At 64.8% G+C, this 25,270-nt stretch carries 23 protein-coding genes; 14 read left to right on the plus strand and 9 right to left on the minus strand.

Translation table 11 applies throughout. The features are described 5' to 3' along the window. Window positions 1-148: 148 nt before the first annotated feature. Together ACODSK_RS18765 and ACODSK_RS18770 are read right to left on the minus strand one after the other, a co-directional pair. Complete coding sequence (locus tag ACODSK_RS18765) at window positions 149-775, minus strand: DNA-3-methyladenine glycosylase family protein (RefSeq protein WP_489018148.1); 627 nt, start codon at window positions 773-775, stop codon at window positions 149-151. A 51-nt stretch (window positions 776-826) separates the two neighbouring features. Next, window positions 827-2,188: an aminotransferase-like domain-containing protein gene (locus ACODSK_RS18770; protein ID WP_489018149.1), complete on the minus strand. Its 1,362-nt coding sequence runs from the start codon at window positions 2,186-2,188 to the stop codon at window positions 827-829. A gap of 90 nt (window positions 2,189-2,278) precedes the next feature. On the opposite strand from ACODSK_RS18770, the gene ACODSK_RS18775 reads away from it, so the two are divergent. The 4 genes from ACODSK_RS18775 to ACODSK_RS18790 all read left to right on the plus strand — a co-directional run bounded on the left by ACODSK_RS18775 (window position 2,279) and on the right by ACODSK_RS18790 (window position 4,605). Beyond that, window positions 2,279-3,235: a threonine dehydratase gene (locus tag ACODSK_RS18775; RefSeq protein WP_489018151.1), complete on the plus strand. Its 957-nt coding sequence runs from the start codon at window positions 2,279-2,281 to the stop codon at window positions 3,233-3,235. A 120-nt stretch (window positions 3,236-3,355) separates the two neighbouring features. Then, window positions 3,356-3,547 (plus strand): type II toxin-antitoxin system HicA family toxin, encoded by a 192-nt coding sequence (locus ACODSK_RS18780; protein WP_489018153.1) that lies wholly within the window; start codon window positions 3,356-3,358, stop codon window positions 3,545-3,547. Beyond that, complete coding sequence (locus ACODSK_RS18785) at window positions 3,544-3,876, plus strand: type II toxin-antitoxin system HicB family antitoxin (protein ID WP_489018155.1); 333 nt, start codon at window positions 3,544-3,546, stop codon at window positions 3,874-3,876. Before ACODSK_RS18780 ends, ACODSK_RS18785 begins: the two co-directional genes overlap by 4 nt. Window positions 3,877-3,960: 84 nt before the next feature. After that, window positions 3,961-4,605, plus strand: coding sequence for a LysE family translocator (locus ACODSK_RS18790; RefSeq protein WP_489018157.1), 645 nt, complete (start codon window positions 3,961-3,963; stop codon window positions 4,603-4,605). On the opposite strand, the gene ACODSK_RS18795 is transcribed toward ACODSK_RS18790, so the two are convergent. Beyond that, window positions 4,583-5,389, minus strand: a complete 807-nt coding sequence (locus tag ACODSK_RS18795; protein WP_489018159.1) for an AraC family transcriptional regulator — start codon at window positions 5,387-5,389, stop codon at window positions 4,583-4,585. The two genes, ACODSK_RS18790 and ACODSK_RS18795, sit on opposite strands and share 23 nt — an antisense overlap. Before the next feature lie 114 nt (window positions 5,390-5,503). On the opposite strand from ACODSK_RS18795, the gene ACODSK_RS18800 reads away from it, so the two are divergent. The 5 genes from ACODSK_RS18800 to ACODSK_RS18820 all read left to right on the plus strand — a co-directional run bounded on the left by ACODSK_RS18800 (window position 5,504) and on the right by ACODSK_RS18820 (window position 8,627). After that, the gene (locus tag ACODSK_RS18800; RefSeq protein WP_489018161.1) at window positions 5,504-5,992 is read left to right on the plus strand and encodes a GyrI-like domain-containing protein; all 489 of its coding nucleotides are present in this window, start codon (window positions 5,504-5,506) and stop codon (window positions 5,990-5,992) included. 100 nt (window positions 5,993-6,092) lie between these two features. Next, window positions 6,093-6,518 (plus strand): YybH family protein, encoded by a 426-nt coding sequence (locus ACODSK_RS18805; RefSeq protein WP_489018163.1) that lies wholly within the window; start codon window positions 6,093-6,095, stop codon window positions 6,516-6,518. 19 nt (window positions 6,519-6,537) lie between these two features. Next, on the plus strand, window positions 6,538-6,882 hold the full coding sequence (locus tag ACODSK_RS18810) for a YciI family protein (RefSeq protein WP_489018164.1): 345 nt from the start codon (window positions 6,538-6,540) through the stop codon (window positions 6,880-6,882). A gap of 18 nt (window positions 6,883-6,900) precedes the next feature. Continuing rightward, window positions 6,901-7,392 (plus strand): SRPBCC family protein, encoded by a 492-nt coding sequence (locus ACODSK_RS18815; protein WP_489018166.1) that lies wholly within the window; start codon window positions 6,901-6,903, stop codon window positions 7,390-7,392. Then, entirely contained in the window at window positions 7,392-8,627 is a 1,236-nt protein-coding gene (locus tag ACODSK_RS18820) for an RNA polymerase sigma factor (RefSeq protein ID WP_489018168.1), read from the plus strand. The genes ACODSK_RS18815 and ACODSK_RS18820 overlap by 1 nt, the downstream gene beginning before the upstream one ends. 3 nt (window positions 8,628-8,630) lie before the next feature. Here ACODSK_RS18820 and ACODSK_RS18825 read toward each other — a convergent pair whose 3' ends face one another. Then, window positions 8,631-9,101, minus strand: a complete 471-nt coding sequence (locus ACODSK_RS18825; RefSeq protein WP_095153881.1) for a MaoC family dehydratase — start codon at window positions 9,099-9,101, stop codon at window positions 8,631-8,633. A 37-nt stretch (window positions 9,102-9,138) separates the two neighbouring features. Beyond that, complete coding sequence (locus ACODSK_RS18830; RefSeq protein WP_489018170.1) at window positions 9,139-10,083, minus strand: alpha/beta hydrolase; 945 nt, start codon at window positions 10,081-10,083, stop codon at window positions 9,139-9,141. 201 nt (window positions 10,084-10,284) lie between these two features. Here ACODSK_RS18830 and fadD2 point away from each other — a divergent pair, with 201 nt between their 5' ends. Continuing rightward, on the plus strand, window positions 10,285-11,973 hold the full coding sequence (gene fadD2 / locus ACODSK_RS18835) for a long-chain-fatty-acid--CoA ligase FadD2 (RefSeq protein ID WP_489018171.1): 1,689 nt from the start codon (window positions 10,285-10,287) through the stop codon (window positions 11,971-11,973). A gap of 298 nt (window positions 11,974-12,271) precedes the next feature. Then, window positions 12,272-13,969: a long-chain-fatty-acid--CoA ligase FadD1 gene (fadD1, locus tag ACODSK_RS18840; protein ID WP_489018173.1), complete on the plus strand. Its 1,698-nt coding sequence runs from the start codon at window positions 12,272-12,274 to the stop codon at window positions 13,967-13,969. Window positions 13,970-14,071: 102 nt separating this feature from the next. Here fadD1 and ACODSK_RS18845 read toward each other — a convergent pair whose 3' ends face one another. Together ACODSK_RS18845 and ACODSK_RS18850 are read right to left on the minus strand one after the other, a co-directional pair. Further along, complete coding sequence (locus ACODSK_RS18845) at window positions 14,072-15,379, minus strand: NAD(P)/FAD-dependent oxidoreductase (RefSeq protein ID WP_489018174.1); 1,308 nt, start codon at window positions 15,377-15,379, stop codon at window positions 14,072-14,074. Window positions 15,380-15,413: 34 nt separating this feature from the next. After that, window positions 15,414-16,778 (minus strand): glutamine synthetase family protein, encoded by a 1,365-nt coding sequence (locus ACODSK_RS18850; RefSeq protein WP_489018175.1) that lies wholly within the window; start codon window positions 16,776-16,778, stop codon window positions 15,414-15,416. Between the two features lie 524 nt (window positions 16,779-17,302). Here ACODSK_RS18850 and hrpA point away from each other — a divergent pair. The 3 genes from hrpA to ACODSK_RS18865 all read left to right on the plus strand — a co-directional run bounded on the left by hrpA (window position 17,303) and on the right by ACODSK_RS18865 (window position 24,175). After that, a complete protein-coding gene (gene hrpA, locus ACODSK_RS18855; RefSeq protein WP_489018176.1) occupies window positions 17,303-21,214 on the plus strand; it encodes an ATP-dependent RNA helicase HrpA in 3,912 nt (1,303 codons plus the stop codon). 194 nt (window positions 21,215-21,408) lie between these two features. Further along, window positions 21,409-22,530: a beta-ketoacyl-ACP synthase III gene (locus ACODSK_RS18860; RefSeq protein ID WP_489018177.1), complete on the plus strand. Its 1,122-nt coding sequence runs from the start codon at window positions 21,409-21,411 to the stop codon at window positions 22,528-22,530. 232 nt (window positions 22,531-22,762) lie between these two features. Beyond that, window positions 22,763-24,175: an aminotransferase-like domain-containing protein gene (locus ACODSK_RS18865; RefSeq protein WP_489018178.1), complete on the plus strand. Its 1,413-nt coding sequence runs from the start codon at window positions 22,763-22,765 to the stop codon at window positions 24,173-24,175. Here ACODSK_RS18865 and ACODSK_RS18870 read toward each other — a convergent pair. Continuing rightward, window positions 24,126-24,416: a hypothetical protein gene (locus ACODSK_RS18870; protein WP_489018179.1), complete on the minus strand. Its 291-nt coding sequence runs from the start codon at window positions 24,414-24,416 to the stop codon at window positions 24,126-24,128. The two genes, ACODSK_RS18865 and ACODSK_RS18870, sit on opposite strands and share 50 nt — an antisense overlap. 42 nt (window positions 24,417-24,458) lie before the next feature. After that, entirely contained in the window at window positions 24,459-25,220 is a 762-nt protein-coding gene (locus ACODSK_RS18875; protein WP_489018181.1) for a class I SAM-dependent methyltransferase, read from the minus strand. Between the last annotated feature and the right edge of the window lie 50 nt (window positions 25,221-25,270).

The raw sequence follows: 25,270 nt of genomic DNA on the forward strand, positions 1-25,270 counted from the left end.
CTACCTTGACCGCGTCGGCCTTCGCTCGAGATGTGTAGATACCCATGCAGCGATAGGGCCGGCAAGTTCACACAAGGGCGGCGTCTGTAGCTGGCTGCAATTCTATGAAGCGCCCGCCCCGCGAAAACTCCGCCTCTTGCTTTCGAATTCACTTCGCCGGCACCCGCCACAAATACCACGCCGCCACCGTGCGGTACGGACTCCAGGTTTCCCCGATTTGTCCCAGGTGCTTGCGCGTTGGCTGCGCCTCCAGCCCGTGCAGGCGCCGGTAGCCCTCGCGCACACCGAAATCGTCCACCGGCAGGATGTCCATCTGCTCCAGGGTGTAGATCAGCAGCATTTCCACGGTCCAGCGGCCGACGCCAGGCAGGCGGGTCAGGCGTTCAATCAGCACTTCATGCTCCAGCGCCCGGGCTTCGGCATGATCCGGCACCAGGCCGTCCAGTCGCCCCTGCGCGACTGCCTGCACCGTGCTGATCTTGCGCAGGGAAAACCCGCAGGCGCGCAGTTGCTCCGGGGTGGTGGCGAGCAGTTGCTCGGGGGAGGGAAAGTCCTGCCCGGGGTACAGCGCGAGAAAGCGCCCGAGGATCGCCTCCGCCGCCTTGGCGTGCAGTTGCTGGTAGGCGATGGCGCGCACCAGCGCCTGGTAGGGGTCGCGGGTCGGCAACGGCGCATGCTGGCACGGGCCGATGGCATCGATAAGCGCGGCCCAGGCCGGGCCCTGCTGGCGCAGGTGCGCGGTGGCCTGGGCGTAGAAGGATTCATGTGGGTTCATGGCAATAGGTTTCCTCAAGGCCGCCTGAGTGTAGGAGGGCGCGGGCGCATGTCACCCCGGATCCTGCCCGTTGAATTCCTCCAGCACCTCGGCGATCCGTTCCAGCGCCTGTTTCAGCTCGGCCCGGCTGCGGGCGGCGGTGAGGCTGATGCGCACAGCCGGCAACTGCCCCTGCTTGACCGCGAACACCTGCGCCGGCACCACTTCCACACCCTTGACCCGGCAGGCCGCTGCCAGTTTGTCACCGGGGCGCGGACCTTCAAGCCAGATATGCGGCGACGGTGTGCCGGGCTGCAGCGCCGGTCCCAGCAGGCGCTGGGCCAGACGCCAGCGCTGCTGCACTTCCTCGCGCTGCCAGGCGAGCTTGCGCGCGGCGCTGCCGTCGTCGATCCAGCGTCCGGCGATGCCCAGCATCAACGGGGCGATCTGCCAGTGAGTGGCCTGGGCATGGGGATCGACCTGCGCCAGCAGCGCTTCGTCACCGGCGATCCAGCCCAGGCGCAGGCCGGCGCAGACGGTCTTCGACAGGCTGCTGACCAGCAGACCGCGGGGGCCGAGCAGAGGCAGCAGCGGCGGCTGGTCGCCCAGCGCACCGTAGACATCGTCCTCCACCAGCAGCAGGTCCAGCCGTTCGACCACTGCGGCGATCTCTCGCCGACGCTGTTCCCCCATGCTTGCTCCGGTGGGGTTGTGCAGCGCCGGGGTCAGCACCACCACCCGCGCGCCGCTGGCCCGGGCCACGCGGTCGAGGTCGTCGGGGAGAATGCCTTCATGGTCCAGCGCAACGCCATGCAGCGGCAGGCGCAGTTGCCGGCAGGCGGCCTTGATCCCCGGGGCGGTCAGGGCTTCGACCATTACCGCCTCGCCGGGCTGACAGAACGACAGCAGCACGCTGAACAATCCCTGTTGCGCGCCACCGCACAGCAGCACCTGGCTGGCGCTCAGTTGCAGCCCACGGCGTGCCAGCCAGCTGGCGCCCTGCAAGCGCCCGAGCAGCAACTGCTCGGCGCCGAGGTAATGTTCCAGGCCGTGGGTAGCGCCCTGGTGCAGGACATGGCGCAGGGCCTGTTCGAGATCCTGGCCGTGCTCGTCCACCACGGGCACATTGGTGGAAAGATCGATGCTGCTGTTGTCGTCATCGCGCTGCTTGAGGCGAAACAGGGTTGCTTCCTTGCTGCCGGCCAGCACATAGGTGCCGCGCCCGACCTCTCCGGACACCAGGTGTCGCGCCGCCGCCTCGCGATAAGCCTGCTGGGTGGTGCTCGGGTTCAGACCCAGCGCCCAGGCCAGGCGGCGCTGTGGTGGCAGGCGTTGGCCGACCTTGAGTTCGCCACGTTCGATGGCCCGGGCAATGGCATCGACCAGGGCGAGATAGCGGGGTTGGCCGTCATCGGCAAGATCAGGGGTCCACATGTTTTATTGTTGGCCATGCAATATAAGGTTTGACCCATACAATGCGCGGCGCCCAGGATCAGGTCAAATCCAACCCGATCCGAGGTTTCCATGTTCGATCTGCCTGCCCTGCGCGAAGCGTCCCGTCTGGTCCATGCCGAGGTACCCGCGACCCCGCAATATGCCTGGCCGCGCCTGGCCGAGCGGCTTGGCTGCGAGGTCTGGGTCAAGCACGAGAACCATGCGCCCACCGGTGCCTTCAAAGTTCGGGGCGGGCTGCTCTACGTGCAGTCGCTGCTGGCTCGCGCGCCGCAGACCCGCGGCCTGGTCACCGCCACCCGTGGCAATCACGGGCAAAGCATGGCTCTGGCCGCAAGCAAGGCGGGAGTGCCGATCGTGATCGTGGTGCCGCAGGGCAACTCTGCGGAAAAGAACGCGGCGATGCGTGCCCTCGGGGCGGAACTGATCGAGCACGGCGCCGACTTCGACCAGGCCCGCGCCGAGGCTGCGCGCATCGCCCAGGCGCGTGGCTATGAAAGCGTGCCGCCGTTTCATCCGGACCTGATCCGTGGGGTCGCCACCTATGCGCTGGAGTTCCTCGAAGCGGTGGCCGGGCTGGACGCGGTCTATGTGCCGATCGGCATGGGCTCGGGGATCTGCGGGCTGATCCGCACCCGGGATCTGCTGGGACTGCAGACGCAGATCATCGGCGTGGTCTCCAGCGCGGCGGACGCCTTCGCCCGCAGTATCGAGGAAGGGCGCATCGTTACCACCGACACGGCCGACACCTTCGCCGACGGCATGGCCTGCCGGATTCCGCAGCCGGAGGCGTTCGAGATCATCCGGGCGGGGGCGGCGCGGATCGTTCGGGTCAGCGACGAGGAAATCGCCCGGGCCATCCGCATTTATCACGAAGACACCCACAACACCGCCGAAGGCGCCGGTGCCGCCGGGCTGGCCGCGCTGTACCAGGAACGCGAGCAGCAGCGCGGGCGGCGGGTGGGGGTGATTCTGAGTGGAGCGAATATTGATCGGCAGCAGTATGCGCGGGTGTTGGCGGAGGGTTGAAAAGTCTTGTATGGAACTGCTGGGAAAGAGTGCTATCTTATTTTGATAGCATTCGCGGATGCAGAATCGACATCGCAAAACCCTCCAAGCCCTGTTCCGGTCACCACCACGACTTCTCTGGTGTTTGCCGACATCGAAGCCCTGATCCTTTATCTGGGCGGCTCGGTGCATGAGCGGGCAGGGTCGCGGGTCAAGCTCGTGCTGGGACAGCACCACTGGCGCTGCCACCGGCCACATCCGGGCAAGGAGGCCAAGCGTTACCAGGTCGAAGAGGCTCGGGAGTTTCTTCTGCGGGCAGGAGTTCATACATGAGCAACATGAGTTACAAGGGCTATTCGGCCCGGGTCGAGTACGATCCCCGCGACGATATTTTCGTCGGTCGGGTTCTGGGCGTGAGGGACATCATCAGCTTTCACGCTAGCTCCGTCAGTGCATTGCATGAGGCGTTTCGCCTGGCGTTGGAGGATTATCTTGAAGACTGTGCCGAGCAAGGCATCACGCCGGACAAGCCGGCTTCAGGCAAGGTCATGCTGCGCATTCGTCCGGAAATCCATGCCGCGGCCACCATTGCTGCGCAAAAGCAGGGCAAGAGCTTGAACCAGTGGGCCGACGAGGTCTTCGAGCAAGCTGCACTGGTCTGAACTGCGCAATTTCTTCCAATACATCCCCCCACCAATCCGCTTTAATGCCGGCTGCCTTTTTCGCAGCCGGTAGCGGACCTTTTCATGCCTTTTTCCAACGGATTTCTCCTCAGTCTTTCCCTGTGCCTGGATATCGGCATCGCCAATATCGCCATGCTTACCCTGGCCATGCAGCGGGGCTTCTGGCAGGGCATGTGGCTGGGCCTGGGGACCTGTGTTGGCGATCTGCTCTATGCCCTGGCCGCGCTGGCCGGGATGACCGTGCTGCTGCAGTTCGAGTCGGTGCGCTGGGTGCTGTGGGTCGGCGGTTCGCTGTTGCTGGTGTGGTTCGCGGTGAAGATGCTGCTGGCGGCCATTCGTGGCGATGGGCATCTGGACACCAATGTGCAGGTGGTGCGCGAGTCGCCGTGGCGGGAATTCCTGCGCGGGATTTTCCTGGCCATGTCGTCGCCCAGTGCGATTCTCTGGTTCGCTGCCGTGGGCGGGGTGCTGATTTCCCGTTCGGGCGCAGGCGGGCCGGTGGAAGCGGGGTTGTTCCTCGGTGGTTTCTTCAGTGCCGGGGTGCTCTGGTGCGTGGCCGTGTGCACCGTTGCCAGCCATGGCGGGCGCTTGCTCGGCGATCGCCTGCTGACCTGGTCGTACCTGGCCTCGGCGGCAATCTTCTGCTACTTCGCGGTCTATGTGATCGTTTCCGGCTACCGCGAGTTCATCCTCGCCCCGGCGCTCTGAACGCCTGCCAGTAATGATGGGGTGTCATGCCCATGACCCGGCGGAAGGCATTGATGAAGTGGCTCTGGTCGTAGAACCCCAGCCCCTGTGCCACCTCGCCGGGATGGACACCACTGCGCAGGCGCCGCCGCGCTTCGCTCAGGCGCAACTGCATGTGGTACTGCAGCGGAGCCAGCCCGGTAGCCTTTTTGAAGCAGCGCACGAAGTGGTATTTGCTCAGCCCGGCCAGCGCTGACAGCTCGTCCAGGGTCAGGCGGGCATGCGGGGTGTCGCGCATGCACTGCACGGTCTGGCGCAGGGCGTCGCTCTGTTCGCCGAGCGGGCCGCTCGGGCGCTCCAGCAATAGACCAAGCAGGGCGAGCAGGGCTTCTTCGCGATCGGCCGCCAGGGCATCGTCGCTGCGGGCGAAGTCGACGATGGCGCGGTAGAGCCCGGCATCCTGGAAAACGCCTTGTTCGAAGCAGGGCGCACTGGAAAAGTATTTCAAATTGTTTTCGCGCGCTACCTGCTCCAGGGCCTCCGGTGCCAGGTGCAGGCTGATGTACTCCACCCCTTCGGCAGCGAACTCCGAGGCCTGCACCGCCAGCGGGTTGTACAGCGTGATCGCGCCGACAGGCACCTCCAGGGTGCGTCCATCCAGCCAGATCCGCTCATTTCCCCACAAGTTCGCGCCGAGCACATATTCGTCGTGGGTGTGCCGCTCGAAACTGGCGGCGCCACTGGCCCTGACCCAGGACGATTCGACCAGGCCGCAGGCTTGCAAGGGCTGAGTGATTAATGCCATCTGGCCAGTTTCCCGAAGCACGCAAGGCGGTTACGCTAGCCCAATGCCAGCAAGGGCGGCAACCGCTAAATGCCGCCTGGCGGGGCTCTTTTGAATTGACCTTGCGAGGCAGATATGGCGACCCAGATGGATACCGGCTTTGCCCCGGTCAGAATCGAGAATGGACGTTCGTTCACCATCGCCGGCTTCGGTGAGCGCTATAACCAGCAGACCAACAAGACCATCCCGGCCCTTTGGCAGCGTTTCGCCCCGCATGTCGGCAAGGTTCCGGGACAGGTGGGCGACGATACCTATGGTGTCTGTTGCAACTTCGACGGCCGCGGCGGGTTTCTCTATATCGCCGGGGTCGAGGTCGATGGCAGCGGCGTGCTGCCGCCAGGTTTCTCCCGACAGGTCCTGAAGCCGCAGCGCTATGCGGTGTTCGAGCACCATGGCAAGGTCAGTGGCCTTGGCCACACCTTCGAAAAGATCTTCAAGCAATGGCTGCCGGCCTCCGGCGAGCGCACCGCCGATGCGCCCGAGTTCGAGCGCTATGGCGAGGCCTTCGATACCTACCTGGCCAGCGGCACGGTGGAAATCTGGATTCCGCTGGAACCTGCCTGAGCGATTTTTTCCGCTGCTGTCGATTTCCCGTCCTGCCGTTCGACCAGTGTCGAAGGTGCCAGAATTGTCCGGCACCGCCGAGCGATTCGAGGACGTACCGATGAACAGCGCAGCCGAACACGAAATCCGTCAACTGATCGAAGGCTGGATCCAGGCCGTGCGCGACCGCGACCTGCCCGCCATCGTCGCCCCCTATGCCGACGACATCGTCGCCTTCGATGCGATCAAGGCCCTGCAATTCAAGGGCAAGGCCGCCTACCAGGCACATTGGGAAATGTGCATGGGCTTTTGCACCGGGCCCATGGTCTTCGAAGTGGCAGAACTCACCGTGCAGGCTGATGGCGACCTGGCCCTGGCCCACTGGCTCAACCGCTGCGGTCCGGCGGATGACGACAGCCAGTGCGGCTACATGCGCGTGACCGTCGGCTACCGGCGCAGCGCCGGGCAATGGCGGGTGATCCACGAACACTGGTCGGCGCCGTTCGACATGGAAACCCAGAAAGCCCTGTTCGACCTCAAGCCCTGACCCCGCGTCGGAGAACGTCATGAAATACCTGTGCCTGGTCTACTGTGATGAAACCCTGCTGCACGGTCTGCCCGAGAGCCCAGCGGATGCCGAGTGCATGGCCTATGCCCTGTCGATCCAGGACAGCGGGCGCATGCTCGCCGCCGAGGCGCTCAAGCCGGTGCAGACCGCTACCACGGTGCGGGTGCGCGGCGGCCAGGTGAGCCTGACCGACGGCCCCTTCGCCGAAACCAAGGAGCAACTGGCCGGCTTCTACCTGGTGGAGGCCCGCGACCTCAACGAAGCGCTGAACATCGCCCGCGGCATTCCGGCGGCGCGGGTCGGCAGCGTCGAGGTCCGGCCGGTGCGCGAGCTGCAACCCTGAACGAGGAGAACAAGAACAATGCATCCTCAGCAACCCGGCCAGGGAGAGGCACTGCATGAACTGTCGCTGACCCGTCTGATCGACGCGCCGCGTACCCGGGTGTTCCGCGCCTGGACCGACCCGCAACTGCTCAGCCGCTGGTGGGGCCCCCGTGGCATGACCACCCCGCTGTGCGAAATGCAGCTCTGGGTCGGCGGCCTGTTCCGCACCGTGCTGCGGGCGCCCGATGGCAGTGAGTACCCCAACCAGGGGGTGTTCCTGGAGATCGTCGCGCCGGAGCGGATCGTCTTCACCGATGCCTTCGTCCCTGGCTGGAGGCCCTCGGCCAAGGCCTTCATGACGGCGGTGATCACCCTCGACGATATCCACGGCAAGACCCTCTACACCGCCCGCGCCTGGCACTGGAGCGCCAGCGACCGGCAGGCCCACGAGGAAATGGGCTTCCACCGCGGCTGGGGCGAAAGCCTCGATCGCCTGGTGGAGCTGGTGACCGGGCCGCTGGACGATTGATGGCCACCGCCGAGGCGGTGCGGGCCGCGATCGAGGTGGTCTATCGCGAGGAGTCGCGGCGGATCCTCGCGACCCTGATTCGTCTGCTGGGGGATTTCGACCTGGCCGAGGAGGCGCTGCATGAAGCCTTCTTCATCGCCGTCGAGCGTTGGCAGCGCGACGGCATTCCCGCCAGTCCGCGGGCGTGGCTGGTGTCCACCGGACGCTTCAAGGCCATCGATGGCCTGCGCCGCCGCGCGCGCTTCGAGCGCTCGCCCGAGGCCTTGCGCCAGGCCCTGGAGCGCCTGGAGGCACAGGAAATGAATGACGAGGCGCTGGAGGACGACCGTCTGCGCCTGATCTTCACCTGCTGCCACCCGGCGCTGGCCGCCGATGCCCAGGTGCCGCTGACCCTGCGCGAAGTCTGCGACCTGACCACCGAGGAAATCGCCCGGGCCTTCCTGCTGGCGCCGACCACCATCGCCCAGCGCATCGTCCGGGCCAAGGCCAAGATCCGCGACGCGCAGATTCCCTACCAGGTGCCGGCACTGGACGAGCTGCCGGAACGCCTCGATAGCGTGCTGCGGGTGATCTACCTGGTGTTCAACGAAGGTTACTCGGCGTCTTCCGGTGCCAGCGTGGTGCGTGATGACCTGTGTGCCGAGGCGATCCGTCTGGGCCGCTTGCTCGCCGAGTTACTGCCCGAGCCGGAAGTGCTCGGCCTGCTGGCGCTGATGCTGTTGCACGCCTCGCGCTCAAGGGCGCGGGGCGCCGGGCAGGGCGAGTTGGTGTTGCTTGACCACCAGGACCGCGGGCTGTGGGACCGGGCGCAGATCGGCGAAGGTTGCGAACTGGTGCAGCAGGCCCTGCGCAGCCGCCGGTTCGGGCCTTATAGCCTGCAGGCAGCGATCGCCGCAGTGCATGCCGAGGCCGGGCGTGCCGAAGACACCGATTGGGCGCAGATCGTCGGCCTCTACGATGTGCTGCTGCGCGGCTGGCCGTCTGCGGTGATCGAACTCAACCGCGCCGTCGCGCTGGCGCAACGGGATGGTCCGCGGGCGGGGCTGGCGTTGATCGAGGCGATTCTGCAAAGAGGGGAGTTGCGCGAGTACCAGCCGGCGCATTGCGCGCGGGCCGAGCTGTGCCGCCAGTTGGGGCAGCAGGATCAGGCCCGGGAGGCTTACCGCATGGCCCTGGACCTGACCCGGCAGGAGCCCGAGCGGCGTTTTCTCGAACGCCGCCTCCAGGCCTTGTAGCGATCAGCCGAAGGTGATCGGCGGCGGGCTGACCAGATCGACGGTCTGCTGCTTGCGCGGGGCGAGGATCTCGGCTTCGCCGTCCACCACCAGTTCTTCGTTCTGGTTGAACACGCGGGTGGCGATACGGACGCGGAATTTCGGCAGCTTCTCGAGGATTTCCAGGCGCACGGTCAGGGTGTCGCCAATCTTCACCGGCTTCTGGAAGCTCATCTGCTGGCCCAGGTAGATGGTGCCGGGGCCTGGCAGTTCGCAGGCGACCGCAGCGCTGATCAGCGCACCGCTGAACATGCCGTGGGCGATGCGCTCCTTGAACATGCTTTTGGCGGCGAACTCGGCGTCCAGGTGAACCGGGTTGTGGTCACCGGACATCGCCGCGAACAGCTGGATGTCACGTTCTTCGACGGTCTTGCTGAAGCTGGCGGTCTGGCCCACTTCAAGGGATTCGTAAGGCGTGTTGGTGACCTGGGTCATTCAGGGGATTCCTTCGAGTCGCGACGGGGCGGCAGTATCACTCGCTGCGCACCGGGCGGCCAAGGGCCAGGGTGCTTTCGAGCCAGTCGATCAACTGCGCGGTGACCTCGTCACGGTTGGTTTCGTTGAGCAGCTCGTGGCGTGCCTGCGCATAGAGTCGCAGGTGCACGTGCTGGTTCCCGGACAGGCGCAGGGCGCCGGTCAGATCTTTCAGACGCTTGCCGGCACTGACCGGATCACATTCGCCGCCAATCACCAGGATCGGCAGGTTCGGATCGATCTGTGCCAGGTTGCTCGGACGGCTGATCTGCTCCAGTCCCTTGAGCAGATCGATCCACAGGCGGTTGCAGCAGCGGAAGCCGCACAGCGGGTCGGCCACGTAGCGGTCGACTTCGGCAGGGTCGCGGCTGAGCCAGTCGAAGGCGGTGCGGTTCGGCTTGAAGGCCTTGTTGAACGAGCCGAAGGACAGGAAGTCGATCAGCGCGCTGCGCCCCAGCGGGCCCTGGCGCCAGCTTTCCAGGCGGGCGATCTGGCGCGCCGCGCGGTACAGCGCCGGGGGCTGGAAATTCGAGCCGCTGAGCACCGCGCCCTGCAGGCTGGCGCTGTGGTGCAGCAGATAGGCCTGGGCGATGTAGCTGCCCATGCTGTGCCCGAAGAGGAACACCGGCACGCCCGGATGCTGCTGGCCGATGTGCTGGTTGAGCAGGCCGAGGTCGTTGACCACGGTGTTCCAGCCATTCTCCCGGGCGAACAGGCCAAGGGTGCCGAGCTCGGCCGTACGCCCGTGGCCGCGCTGGTCATGGGCATACAGGGCGAAGCCGGCAGCGCTCAGGGCCTCGCCAAGCCGCTGGTAGCGCCCGGCGTGCTCGGCCATGCCGTGGGCCAGCAGCACCACCGCGCGCACCGGCGTGGCCGGCAGCCATTGGTGGACGTACAGGCTGCAATGATTGCTGGCCGGCAGCCAGAAAGCGTCGTAGGACATGGTCGGACGGGTTCCCGGAATGAATGCCACTGAGTGTATAGCCGGATACCGGATCGGGGAGCGCGGTAAGCGGAGATTCACAGGATCTATGACGGCCCTTGGCATATTTGCCACCTGCGGCAGAGCTGCTAACGTCGGCAGAACGCCGTTTTGCAAGCAGCAATCCGGACCTCAAAGGCTCAGGACCGAGGACAATAATAAATGCACGCCGATTTCTGGAACGACAAGCGCCCCCCGGGCGTCCCTTCGCAGATCGACATGAGCACCTATAAGTCGGTGATCGAAGTATTCGAGCGCTCCTGCAGGAAGTTCGCCGACAGACCGGCCTTCAGCAACCTGGGCGTGACCCTGACCTACGCCGAACTGGATCGTTACTCCGCAGCCTTCGCCGCCTACCTGCAGCAGTGCACCGACCTCAAGCCCGGCGAGCGCATCGCGGTGCAGATGCCCAACGTCCTGCAATACCCCATCGCCGTGTTCGGCGCCCTGCGCGCCGGGTTGATCGTGGTCAACACCAACCCGCTGTACACCGCCCGGGAGATGCGCCACCAGTTCAAGGATTCCGGTGCCCGCGCCCTGGTCTACCTGAACATGTTCGGCAAGCTGGTCCAGGAGGTGTTGCCGGATACCGGCCTGGATTACCTGATCGAGGCGAAGATGGGCGATATGCTGCCCGCGGCCAAGGGCTGGCTGGTCAACACCGTCGTGGCCAAGGTGAAGAAGATGGTGCCTGCGTACCACTTGCCCCAGGCGCTGTCGTTCAAGCAGGTGTTGCGCCAGGGCAAGGGCCATGCGCTGAAACCGGTGGCTGCCAGCCACGATGATATCGCCGTGCTGCAATACACCGGCGGCACTACCGGCGTGGCCAAGGGGGCGATGCTCACCCACGGCAACCTGGTGGCGAACATGCTCCAGGTGGTGGCCTGTTTCTCCCAGCTCGGTCCCGATGGGCAGAAGCTGCTCAAGGACGGCCAGGAAGTGATGATCGCGCCGCTGCCGCTCTATCACATCTATGCCTTCACCGCGAACTGCATGTGCATGATGGTCACCGGCAACCACAACGTGCTGATCACCAACCCGCGGGACATCCCCGGCTTCGTCAAGGAACTGAAGAAGTGGCGTTTCTCCGCGCTGCTCGGGCTCAACACCCTGTTCGTCGCGCTGATGGACAACCCCGGCTTCAAGGACCTGGATTTCTCTGCGCTCAAGGTCACCAACTCCGGTGGTACCGCGTTGGTCAAGGCCACCGCCGAGCGCTGGAAGCAGGTCACCGGCAACCATATCGTCGAGGGCTACGGCCTGACCGAAACCTCGCCGGTGGCCAGCACCAACCCCTATGGCGAGCTGGCGCGCCTCGGCACCGTGGGTATCCCGGTGGCGGGCACGGCATTCAAGGTCACCGACGACGAGGGCAATGAAATGCCCCTGGGCGAGCGCGGCGAGCTGTGCATCAAGGGGCCGCAGGTGATGAAGGGCTACTGGCAGCGCCCGGACGCCACCGCCGATGCCTTCGACAGCGAGGGCTGGTTCAAGACCGGCGATATCGCAGTGATCGACCCCGACGGTTTCACCCGCATCGTCGACCGCAAGAAGGACATGATCATCGTCTCGGGTTTCAACGTGTACCCGAACGAGATCGAGGACGTGGTCATGGCCCACCCGAAGGTCGCCGCCTGCGCCGCCATCGGCGTGCCGGACGAACGCTCCGGCGAGGCGGTGAAGCTGTTCGTGGTGGCGCGGGAGGGCGGGGTGACCCTGGAAGAGCTGAAGGCCTACTGCAAGGCCAACTTCACCGGCTACAAAGTGCCCAAGCACATCGTCCTGCGGGACTCGCTGCCGATGACTCCTGTAGGAAAAATCCTGCGTCGCGAATTGCGCGAACCCGCCTGACCAGCTACAAGCTATAAGCCACAAGCTGCAAGATAGAGCGGTTGCGCAGCCTCTCTTGCAGCTTGGGACTTAGCAGCTTTCCAAGCGCATTAGACCCTTTACTCTAAAAATGACCAGTTACATATCAAGAGTCATTTTAGTGACCATTCGGGCCGCTTTAGCTCTAGGCGACCCCTGGTAAAGCTGTTACTCTCGGCGCGCTTCGGATCGGTCGGTTTGCAATAAATCGACATCAAATATCAATAATAATCGCATCGACGCGGTGAAGAATTCGCTGTTGCTGGAGGAGTGGGCTTCCATGATCGAAAACTTTTGGAAGGATAAGTACCCAGCCGGGGTTGCTTCGCACATCAACCCGGACGAGTACCCGAATATCCAGGCGGTATTGAAGCAGTCCTGCCAGCGTTTCGCCGATAAACCGGCATTCAGCAATCTGGGCAAGACCCTCACTTATGGCGAGCTGTACGAGTTGTCCGGTGCCTTCGCTGCGTACCTGCAGCAGCACACCGACCTGCAACCCGGAGACCGCATCGCCGTTCAACTGCCAAACGTTCTGCAATATCCCGTAGCCGTTTTCGGTGCCATGCGCGCCGGGCTGATCGTGGTCAACACCAACCCGCTCTACACGGCGCGGGAAATGGAACACCAATTCAACGACTCCGGTGCCAAGGCGCTGGTGTGCCTGGCCAACATGGCGCACCTGGCGGAAAAGGTGGTACCTAAGACGTCGGTCAAGCACATCATCGTCACAGAAGTCGCCGACCTGCTGCCGCCGCTCAAGCGCCTGCTGGTCAACAGCGTCATCAAGTACGTGAAGAAGATGGTCCCGGCCTACAGCCTGCCCACCGCGGTCAAGTTCAACGATGCGCTGGCCAAGGGGCAGGGCAAGGCGGTGAAGGAAGCTGCGCCGTCCCATGACGATGTCGCCGTGCTGCAATACACCGGCGGCACCACCGGCGTGGCCAAGGGCGCCATGCTGACCCACCGCAACCTGATCGCCAACATGCTGCAATGCAAGGCGCTGATGGGTTCCAACCTCAATGAAGGTTGCGAGATCCTCATCACCCCGCTGCCGCTCTATCACATCTACGCCTTCACCTTCCATTGCATGGCGATGATGCTGATCGGCAACCACAACATCCTGATCAGCAACCCGCGCGACCTGCCGGCGATGGTCAAGGAGCTGTCGAAGTGGAAATTCAGCGGTTTCGTCGGCCTCAACACGCTGTTCGTTGCCCTGTGCAACAACGAGGAATTCCGCCGTCTCGACTTCTCCGCCTTGAAGGTGACCCTGTCCGGCGGCATGGCCCTGCAATTGTCGGTGGCCGAACGCTGGAGGGACGTGACCGGTTGCGCCATCTGCGAAGGCTACGGCATGACCGAAACCAGCCCGGTGGCCTCGGTCAACCCGGCGCAGAACATCCAGGTCGGCACCATCGGCATTCCGGTGCCCTCGACCCTGTGCCGGGTCATCGACGACGCCGGCAACGAGCTGCCTCTGGGTGAGATCGGCGAGCTGTGCATCAAGGGTCCGCAGGTGATGAAGGGCTACTGGCAGCGCCAGGACGCCACCGACGAAATCCTCGATGCCGAGGGCTGGCTGAAGACCGGCGATATCGCGGTGATCCAGGCCGACGGCTACATGCGTATCGTCGACCGCAAGAAGGACATGATCCTGGTCTCCGGTTTCAACGTGTACCCCAACGAGCTGGAAGACGTGCTCGCGACCCTGCCGGGCGTGCTGCAATGCGCGGCCATCGGCGTGCCGGACGAGAAGTCGGGCGAGGTGATCAAGGTGTTCATCGTGGTCAAGCCAGGGGTGACCCTGACCCGCGAGCAGGTGATGGAGCACATGCGCGCCAATGTCACCGGCTACAAGGTGCCGCGCTTCGTCGAGTTCCGTGATGCGCTGCCGACTACCAACGTCGGCAAGATCCTTCGTCGCGAACTGCGTGATGAAGAGTTGAAGAAGCAGGGCCTGAAGAAGATCGCCTGAGCCCTTCAGGGCCTCATCGCCGGCAACGCCGGCTCCCACAGGTTTGGTGCACACCATCGAACCCTGTGGGAGCCGGCGTTGCCGGCGATGAGGCCTTCAGGATCAGCGCAATTTCTCAAGCATCTGGTAGTACCACATCCCCGCCGCCAACAGCGGATTCCCCAGCAGATCCCCCATCGGCACCCGCACATGACTGCAGCCGGCGAAGGTGTCGAACTTCTCCAATGTCCCGGTGATCGCCTCGGCCATGATCTCGCCCATGATATGGCTGGTGGCAATGCCATGGCCTGAGTAGCCCTGGCAGTACCAGACGTTCTCCGACAGCTTGCCCAGTTGTGGAATGCGGTTGACCACGATGCCCATGGCGCAGCTCCACTGGAACTCGATGTCCACGCCCTTGAGCGCCGGGAAGGTGCGTTCGATGCAGGGGCGCAGCTCCCCGGCGATATCCCGCGAATCCCGACCCGAATAGTTGGCGCCGCCGCCGAACAGCAGGCGGCCGTCGGCGGTCATGCGGTAGTAATCGAGGACGAAACGGCAGTCGTACACCGCCAGGTCATGCGGGTTGAGCTGGCGCGCCAGGTCGCCCAGTGGCGCGGTGGTGACGATGCCGCCCATGGCCGGAAAGATCTTGCCCTTGAGCTGGCGTTTTTCCAGCTTGTGATAGACGTCGCCGGCCAGCATCACCTGCTTCGCCTCGATCCGGCCCTTGGCCGTGACCACGGCCGGACGCGGGCCATGGACGATTTCCAGCACTTCCGAATTTTCGAAGATCAGCGCGCCAAGGCTGTGGGCGGCGCGGGCCTCGCCCAGGCACAGGTTGAGCGGATGCAGGTGCAGGTTGCGCAGGTTCTTCAGTGCCCCGAGGTACAGCGGCGAGTCCAGGTGCTGGCGCACGCCGGCCTGGTCGAGCAGTTGCACCTGGTCGCCCATGCCGCGACGTTCGGCTTCTGCGGCGAAGCCGCGCAGTTCGCTCAGGTGCGACGGCTTCATCGCCGCATGCAGATGGCCGCGCTTGAGGTCGCAGTCGATGCTGTAGCGGGCGACCCGCTGCTCGATGATCTGGTGCCCGCGAAAGCGCAGATGCCAGATGAAGTCGTCGACGTCGTCGCCGAGGCGGGCGCGCATCTGTTTGCGCATGGCTTCGTCGCCGGACAGGCTGCCGGTGACCTGGCCGCCATTGCGGCCGCTGGCGCCCCAGCCGATGCGGTTGGTCTCGACCACCGCCACCTTCAGGCCGCGTTCGGCCAGTTCCACGGCTGTAGCCACGCCGGTGAAGCCACCGCCGATGATCGCCACGTCGACCTCCACCGTGCCTTCCAGGGTCGGGTACTGGGTGCTGTCGTTGAGGCTGGCGCTGTAATAGGAGGCGGCGCGCTGGGCGCTGCCACGGTGCAAAGCTGCATTCATGAGGCGAATCCTTGGCAGAAAAAGAGAAAGCGGTTCAGGCCTGGGTCAGGTACCAGCGCCAGTCCTGTTCGCCGACTTCGGCCATGAACTGACGGTATTCGGCGCGCTTGACCTTGAGGTAGATGCCGAGAAACTCGCTGCCCAGGGTGTCGCGGGCCCAGGCCGAGCCCTCCAGGGCGGTCAGGGCGCTGAGCCAGTCGGTGGGCAGCAGTTCGCTGGCCTGGGCATAGCCGTTGCCTTCCACCGGTGCGCCGGGATCGAGCTGCTGGCGCAGGCCGTGGTGGACCGCGCCGAGCAGGGCGGCGGCGGCCAGATAAGGGTTGGCGTCGGCGCCGCAGATGCGGTGCTCGATATGCCGGGTTGGCGCCGGGCCGCCGGGCACCCGCAGGCTCACGGTGCGGTTGTCGATGCCCCAGGTCGGTGCCAGCGGCGCGTAGCTGTTGGCCTGGAAGCGCCGGTAAGAGTTGGCGTTGGGGCAGAACAGCAGCAGCGAATCGAGCAGCGCGTCGAGCATGCCGCCCACCGCCTGGCGCAGCAGCGGGGTGCCGGCCGGGTCTTCGCTGGCGAACAGGTTGTTGCCCTCGGCGTCGGCCAGGCTCACATGCATATGCATGCCGGTCCCGGCCAGGTCGGCGAACGGCTTGGCCATGAAGCAGGCCTGCATGCCGTGCTTGTGCGCCACACCCTTGACGATGCGCTTGTAGCGCACCGCCTGGTCCATGGCCAGCAGGGCGTCGCCGTGTTCCAGGGTGATTTCCACCTGGCCCGGGGCGTACTCGGAAATCGCCGTGCGCGCCGGAATGCCCTGGGCCTTGCAGGCGGCGTAGAGGTCGGCGAGGAAGGGTTCGAGCTGTTCCAGTTCACGCAGGCCATAGACCTGCGTGCTTCGCGGTCGCCCGCCATCGGCGTCGCGTGCCGGTTGCGGTCGGCCCGTGCTGTCGCGCTGCTGGTCGAGCAGGTAGAACTCCAGCTCGCAGGCCATCACCGGGTGGTAGCCGTCGGCCTTGAGCGCCTCGATCACCCGTAGCAGCACATGGCGCGGGTCGGCGTTGGCGGCGGGCAGGCCTTGTTCCGGGTGCATGCTGACCTGCACCGCAGCAGTCGGGATCTGCCGCCACGGCAGGCGTACCAGGCTGTCCTCCAGCGGGTAGGCGCGGCAGTCGATATCGCCGACTTCCCAGACCAGTCCGGAGTTTTCCACGTCGTCGCCGTGCAGGGTCAGGCCGAGGATGGTACTGGGCAGGGGCCGGCCGCTTTCATAGACCGCCAGCAGCTCCTCGCGGTGCAACAGTTTGCCGCGCGGTACGCCGTTGGCGTCGAGGATGAACAGCTCGATCATTTCGATATCGGGGTTGGCGTCCAGGAACGCGCGGGCCTGCTCGATGGGGGCAAAGTGCATGGGTGTTCTCGCTTGCGCCAGGGCGGCGCGCTGGGAATCGACAAGGCGGCCGATGCAAAAGCACGGCCAGGGTTATCGGTCAGGCGAGAGTGGTATCCGGTGGGCGGGCATGGCGGCAATGCCACAAGGCCCAGAACGCGAGGATCACGTGGACCAGAGGGTTTTCACCACGGCGGGCCCGCACCTTCGGGAACGAAGGGGCTTGATGGGGGCGGGGCGCAGCGCTGGGCAAAATCATGCCCTGATACTCCCATGCTGGCGAAGGGTTATTAAATTGTTGTTTATGTAACCTCAGTCAAGGATCCACTAAACAAATCAGAAGGCACCGCCGACCTTGTGGGAGCTGGCTTGCCAGCGATAGCGGTCGACCGGACAACATCGATGTTCATGCCGGCCTCATCGCTGGCAAGCCAGCTCCCACAAGGTCAGTGGCGGTGCCTAATGGTCGGCAAATCTGCGACAATCGCCGGCTACTTCAAGCCGATCACTTCCGCGCGGGACTCACCCGTGCCGCCAAAGACCTCATGACCGACCAGAACGCCGCCATCGGGCAACTGCTGAAAAACCTCGATCACGCCATGGTTGCCGAGCGCCATCGCCTGCGCCGGCAACTGCACGAACTGCGCAAGCATCCCGACGAAGCCAAGCTAGCCCAGTGGGCGCAGCGGGTCCAGGCCTCCTGCGACCAGACCGCCGCGCGCAAGGCCAGCGTGCCGTCCATCCGCTACGACGACAGCCTGCCGATCGCTGCCAAGCGCGGCGAAATCAAGAAGCTGGTGGCGCAGCACCAGGTGGTGATCATCGCCGGCGAAACCGGCTCGGGGAAAACCACCCAGTTGCCGAAGATCTGCCTGGAGCTGGGCCGCGGCCAGTTCGGCCTGATCGCCCATACCCAGCCGCGGCGGATCGCAGCGCGCAGCGTCGGCGCCCGGGTCGCGGAGGAACTGGGCACGCCATTGGGGGCGCTGGTCGGCTACCAGGTGCGTTTCGAGGACCAGAGCGATGCCAACACCCTGGTCAAGCTGATGACCGATGGCATCCTCCTGGCCGAAACCCAGCACGACCGCTTCCTCGAACGCTACGACACCATCATCGTCGACGAGGCCCACGAGCGCAGTCTCAACATCGACTTCCTGCTCGGCTACCTGAAAACCCTGTTGCCACGCCGTCCCGACCTGAAGGTGATCATCACCTCGGCGACCATCGACCTGGAGCGCTTCTCCAAGCACTTCGGCAACGCACCGATCATCGAAGTCTCCGGCCGTACCTTCCCGGTGGAAACCTGGTACCGGCCGTTGACCAGCGAGCAGGACGAGGAGGGCAACCGGGTCGAGGACGACCTCACCGTCGACCAGGCGATCCTCGCCACCCTTGACGAGATCGCCGCCCACGAGCGCAGCGTCGGCAAGGGCCCGGGGGATGTGCTGGTGTTCCTCCCCGGCGAGCGCGAGATCCGCGATGCCGCCGAGGTGCTGCGCAAGGCGCAACTGCGCCATACCGAGATCCTGCCGCTGTACGCGCGCCTCTCGCCGGCCGAGCAGCAGCGCATCTTCCAGTCCCATCCGGGGCGCAGGGTGGTGCTGGCGACCAACGTCGCCGAGACCTCGCTGACCGTGCCGGGCATCCGCTACGTGATCGACAGCGGTACCGCGCGCATCAGCCGCTACAGCTACCGGGCCAAGGTCCAGCGCCTGCCGATCGAGGCGGTGTCCCAGGCCAGCGCCAACCAGCGCAAGGGCCGTTGCGGCCGGGTCGAGCCGGGCATCTGCGTGCGCCTGTACAGCGAAGAAGACTTCAACGCCCGTCCGGCCTTTACCGATCCGGAGATCCTGCGCACCAACCTCGCCGCGGTGATCCTGCAGATGCTCCATCTGCGCCTCGGCGCCATCGACGAATTCCCCTTTATCGAGCCGCCGGATGGCAAGGCCATCAGCGACGGCTTCAACCTGTTGCAGGAACTCTCGGCGGTCAACCGCGAGAACCAGCTGACCCCGCTGGGCCGCCAGCTGGCGCGCCTGCCGGTGGACCCGCGCCTCGGCCGCATGCTGCTCGAAGGCGCCAAGCAGGGCAGCCTGCAGGAAGTGCTGATCGTCGCCAGTGCGCTGTCGGTGCAGGACCCGCGCGAACGCCCGCCGGAGCGCCAGCAGGCCGCCGACCAGGCCCATGCGCAATGGAAGGACGCCGATTCGGACTTCGCCGCGCTGGTCAATCTGTGGCGCGGTTTCGAAGAGCAGCGCCAGGCGCTGACTTCCAGCCCGCTGCGCAACTGGTGTCGCAAGAACTTCCTCAACTACCTGCGCCTGCGCGAATGGCGCGACGCCCATCGCCAGCTCGGGCTGATCTGCCGTGACCTGCAACTGGGCGTGAACAAGGAGCCGGCGGACTTCCCGCGACTGCACAAGGCGATCCTCTCCGGCCTGCTCAGCCAGATCGGCCAGAAGACCGAAGAAGGCGATTACCTCGGTGCGCGGCAGCGGCGCTTCTGGGTGCATCCGTCTTCCGGCATCGGCAAGAAGCGCCCGCAATGGATCATGACCGCCGAGCTGGTGGAAACCACCAAGCTCTACGCGCGCATGGTGGCGAAGATCGATTCCGACTGGATCGAGCCGCTGGCCGGGCACCTGCTGAAGAAAAACCACTTCGAGCCGCACTGGGAGAAGAAGCGCGGCCAGGTGGTGGCCTTCGAGCAGGTCACCCTGTACGGCCTGATCATCGTCGGTCGGCGCCCGGTGCATTACGGCCCGATCGACCCGCAGACTTCCCGCGAGCTGTTTATCCGCGAGGGTCTGGTGGGCGGCGAGATCAACTCCCGGGCCAAGTGCCTGGCGGCGAACAAGAAGCTGCTGGAAGAACTCGACGAACTGGAAGCCAAGGCCCGCCGCCGTGACATCCTCGCCGACGAGGAAACCCTCTACGGCTTCTACGAGGAGCGCCTGCCGGCCGAGATCCACCAGACCGCCACCTTCGACAGCTGGTACCGGGTCAACAGCCAGAAAGACCCGCAACTGCTGATCATGCGCGCTGAAGACGTGCTGGCCCGCGAGGCCAGCGAGGTTACCGCCGCGCAGTACCCGGACACCCTGCGCCTGGGCGACCTGAAGCTGTCGCTGACCTACCACTTCGAGCCGAATCATCCGCGCGACGGCGTCACCGTGCGGGTCCCGGCGCCGTTGCTGCCGAGCCTGCCGGGCGAGCGCCTGGAGTGGCTGGTGCCGGGGCTGCTGGAGGCCAAGTGCATCGCCCTGGTACGCAACCTGCCCAAGGCCCTGCGCAAGAACTTCGTGCCGGTGCCGGACTTCGTCAAGGCGGCCCTGGCGCGCATGACCTTCGCCGAGGGTTCGCTGCCCCAGTCTCTGGGCCGCGAGCTGCTGCGCATGACCGGCGCGCGGGTCAGCGACGAGGCCTGGGCCGAGGCGGCGGAGCAGGTGGAAAGCCATCTGAAAATGAATATCGAAGTGGTCGACGGCCAGGGCAAGTTCCTCGGCGAAGGCCGCGACCTGGCCGAGCTGACCGCGCGCTTCGCTGCCGCCAGCCAGGCGGCGCTGGCCGTGCCGCAGTCGGAAAAGGCGCAGAAGCCGGTGGAAGCCAAGGGCTTCGTCAAGGTCGAGCAGACCGCCCAGCAGAAGATCGCCGGGTTGTCGATGACGGTCTACCCGGCCCTGGTGGAGGAAGGCGGCACGGTCAAGGAAGGGCGCTTCTCGACTCAGGCCGAAGCCAGCTTCCAGCACCGCCGCGCCTTGCAGCGCCTGCTCCTGCAACAACTGGCCGAGCCGGCCAAGTTCCTGCGTGGCAAGCTGCCGGGACTGACCGAACTGGGCCTGCTGTATCGCGAGCTGGGCCGGGTCGAGTCGCTGGTCGAGGACATCCTGTTGGCCAGCCTCGACAGCTGCGTGCTCGACGGCGAGGCGGAACTGCCGCGTGACGGCGCTGCCCTGGCTTCCCTGGCCGAGCGCAAGCGTGGCAGCTGGACTGAGCATGCCGAGCGCCTGGCCCGCCTGGTGCTGGACATCCTCAAGCTGTGGCACGGTCTTCAGAAGCGCTTCAAGGGCAAGATCGACCTGGCCCAGGCGGTGGCGCTCAACGATATCAAGCAGCAACTGGGCAACCTGGTCTATCCGGGCTTCGTCCGCGAGACCCCGGGCCTGTGGCTCAAGGAGCTGCCGCGCTACCTCAAGGCCATCGAGCTGCGCCTGGAAAAACTCGGCGCCCAGGTGCAGAAGGACCGGGTCTGGAGCGGCGAGCTGGGCAACCTCTGGGCGCAGTACAAGGCCCGCGCCGACAAGCACGCTCAGGAGGGCAAGCGCGACGAGCAGTTGCAGCTCTATCGCTGGTGGCTGGAAGAGTACCGGGTCTCGCTGTTCGCCCAGCAACTGGGGACCAAGGCCCCGATTTCCGACAAGCGCCTGAGCAAGCAGTGGAGCCAGGTCGAGCCCTGACAGACGGGCGCCGGGTTGTGCTCCGAAAGGGGCCAACCCGGCGCAGTTGTGGCACACTTGGCAACATTTACCGCGGCCGGATGCCACGGCAACCCCCTTTCGAACAGCCTGCAATGGCTCTGGACCAAGGGATCATTGCAGGTCTGAACTGGTACTTTGGTGCCAGTTCGAATCAACCCAACAGAGGATCGATCGTGCATAACGTCGTCATCAGCGGCACTGGCCTGTACACCCCGGCCAACAGCATTTCCAACGAAGAGCTGGTGGAATCCTTCAACACCTATGTCGCGCAGTTCAACGCCGACAACGCCACCGCCATCGAGCGTGGCGAGGTCCAGGCCCTGGCCGAGTCCAGCGCCGCCTTTATCGAAAAGGCCTCGGGGATCAAGAGCCGTTTCGTCATGGACAAGGCCGGCATCCTCGATCCGCAGCGCATGACTCCGCGCCTGCCGGAGCGCAGCAACGACGAGCCGTCGATCCTCTGCCAGATGGGCGTCGCCGCCGCCGAGCAGGCCCTGGCTCGCGCCGGCCGCACTGCCGCCGATGTCGACGCGGTGATCGTCGCCTGCTCCAACCTGCAGCGTCCGTATCCGGCCATCGCCATCGAGGTACAGCAGGCCCTGGGCATCAACGGCTTCGGCTTCGACATGAACGTCGCCTGCTCCTCGGCAACCTTCGGCATCCAGGTTGCCTGCAACAGCGTGCAACTGGGCCAGGCCCGCTCGGTGCTGGTGGTCAGCCCGGAAATCTGCACCGGCCACCTGAACTTCCGCGACCGTGACAGCCACTTCATCTTCGGTGACGCGGCCACCGCCGTGCTGGTGGAACGTGCCGACCTGGCGACCTCGGAGCACCAGTTCGATATCGTCAGTACCAAGCTGCTGACCCAGTTCTCCAACAACATCCGCAACAACTTCGGCTTCCTCAACCGCGCGGCGGAAGAGGGCGTGGGCGCACCGGACAAGCTGTTCGTCCAGGAAGGCCGCAAGGTGTTCCGCGAGGTCTGCCCGATGGTCGCCGAGCTGATCGGCCAGCACCTGGCGGAAAACAATCTCAATGTCAGCGACGTCAAGCGCTTCTGGCTGCACCAGGCCAACCTGAGCATGAACCAGCTGATCGTCAAGAAGCTGCTCGGTCGCGACGCTCTGGAAGAGGAAGCCCCGGTGATCCTCGACCGTTACGCCAACACCAGCTCGGCCGGCTCGGTGATTTCCCTGCACAGCCACCAGGACGACCTGCCCAAGGGCGCGCTGGGCGTGCTCAGCTCGTTCGGTGCCGGGTATTCGATCGGTAGCGTGATCCTGCGCAAGCGCTGATCTCTCCCGAACATTTATGTTGTTGCTGCTGGCCTCATCGCCGGCAACGCCGGCACCCACAGGGTTTGCGGTGCATGCAATGCCTGTGGGAGCCGGCGTTGCCGGCGATGAGGCCGGTATGGACACCTGATAAAGCGTCATTGATCCGGAATCCAGGAGGACTGGTGTAATCTGCCAGCAAAAAGCCATAAGCTTTTTCGAAGCGGCAGCGGTTTCAGCAGGGTTAAGCAAAATGTTCGAGATAGATCGCAACAGCAAAGTGCTGTTGGTGGACCAGATTCGCAACGAAATCATCAGCCGCATCGAGGCCTTCCAGTGGGTTCGCGGCAGTCGCCTGCCATCGGTCCGAGCCCTGTCCAAACAGCTGGGCGTGAGCATTTTCACGGTCAGCAGCGCTTATGAAGACCTGGTCGCCCGGCAGATCATCGAGTCCCGCCCCGGCGCCGGTTACTACATCCTGGCTTCCGGCCCCGCCGACACCGGCAAGGACTCGGAGCGGATGATCCCGCCGTCCAGCCTGCATGCCGGCTTTCTCTACCGCGCCCTGGACCCTTCGCAATACGATTTTCCCGTCAGTTCCGGTTACCTGCCGCCCTCGTGGCTGGCTGATGCCGTACCGGCTTCGGTCACCGGCCGGCTGATCCGCAACACCCTGTCCTGCAGCGTCCCGGCTCCCGCCGCCGGCAGCCAGGAGCTGCGCTCGGTGATCGCCAAGAAGCTGCGCGAGCTGCAGATCAACGCCTCCAGCACCCAGATCGTGGTGACCATCGGCGCCACCCATGCCTTCTCGCTGATTCGCAACATGATGCTCGAACCCGGCGATTACCTGCTGGTGGAGGACCCGAGCTACCTGCTGCTGCAGCTCAAGCTGATCAAGGACCGTGATTTCAACATCATCACCGTGCCGCGCACCCACGACGGCCCGGACCTGGAAGTCATGGAAGAGATGGTCGCCAAGTACCGGCCCAAGCTGTTCCTGACCCAGACCCTGATCCACAACCCCACCGGCGGCAATACCTCGCCAGCCAAGGGCTTCCGCATCCTGTCGCTGGCGCAGAAATACGACTTCCATATCGTCGAGGACGATATCTTCGGCGCCCTGTGCACCAAGCAGACCCTGCGCCTGAGCAGCCTGGACGAGTGGAACCGGACCTTCTACCTGAGTGGTTTCAGCAAGGTGCTCAGCCCGGCGCTGCGCCTGGGCTACGTGGTAGCGCCGCCAGCGTTCGTCGAGGGCCTGGTGGAGCAGAAGATGTACAACGTGCTGTGTGGTTCGTCACTGGACGAGACGATCGTGGCCTATACCCTGGAATCCGGACGCTATCAGCACCATCTGGATGCCTTGCGCCAGCGGGTGATGCACGAGCGCATCCGCGCGCGGGACTGGTTGACCAAGGTCGGGGTGGAAATCGACGAGGGAGTGGTGGAGGGATTGTTCATCTGGGCGCGCTTCCCTGCGCACGTGGATCTTCGCCGCCTGATCGAGGAGGCGCACGATGCCCGGATATTCCTGGCCCCGGGTTCGCTGTTCAGCAACACCCGTGGGTACGACCAGTACATCCGTTTGAATGTCAGTCATTGCAACGACATGCGTTTCAGACAATTTGTCGCTGACCATCTATGCAGCGAAACTGCCAGCGCTTGAAGTAGTCGGCGAAGGTGCTGACCTGGCCCAGGTCCTCGTAGGAGTAGATGACGCCGTTGAGGATCTGCACCACATCGTTGTCGCGCAGGGTGGGGATGAAGGAGTCCTCGAGAATCTCCATGCCGTTGACGGCCAGGCTCAGATCGTCGATCCAGTACAGCGGCTTGCCGTCCTTTCCCGACCAGATCCGGCTGTCGGCATAAAAGGATTTCAGCGCCAATCCATTGGTTTGCATGGGCATAGGGTTGATCCTGCTTCGACTGATTGAAGAGTTGGCCATGGCTCAGGCCTTCCTTTGCGCGCGGAAACGCAGGCGTGTCGCGTCCACGGTCCAGTGCCCGCTGTCGTCCAGCAGGTCGCGGACCAGTTCCTCGGTCACTTCCTCCAGAAAGGCGTCGCGCATTTCCAGAGGTACCGCCTCCAGGTAGTGGCCACAGCAATCCTTGATCCACTGGCCGATCGGCACCTCCAGTACCAGCGGTTGCTCGAACCAGCTGATATGGCTGACGTGGAAGCCGGCCTGCTCCAGCACCTGCTGGTATTCATGCGCGTTGGGCAGGTACCAGCGCTCCAGCTCGGTCCAGTCGATCGAGCGCCGTTCCAGGGCGCCGTTCAGGGCCCGACGCACCAGCGCGGCATGGGCACTGCCGGGCAGCTCGCCGACGAAACGCCCGCCCGGCTTGAGGGCCATGAAGGCGCCGATGGCGACTTCGTCGGCCTGGTGCATCTCATGCAGGGCGTCATGGCTGAACACCACGTCGAATTCCTGATGGAAATACAGCTCCTCGGCATTGCCCCGTTTTACATCGAGTCCGCGGGCGCGGGCTGCCACCACCCGCTGCGGGTCGATGTCGAAACCCACCACCTCGGCGCCCTGGCTAGCCAGTTGCGCCGTCAGGCAGCCATCGCCGCAGCCGATGTCCAGCACCTGCTCGCCGGCCTTGACCGCCAGCAGGCCGAGCAGCCCATCGACATAGCGCGCGATGCAGTGCGTGGGGGTATCCGGCGGTTCGCTGCCGGGGCGGAAAAAACTCGGAGCACTCATCTGATGTATCCGTCTTGTTGCGGGATAAAAAAGCGCGCGCCGGTCGCCCG

This window comes from Pseudomonas sp. FG98 (genome assembly GCF_057808595.1).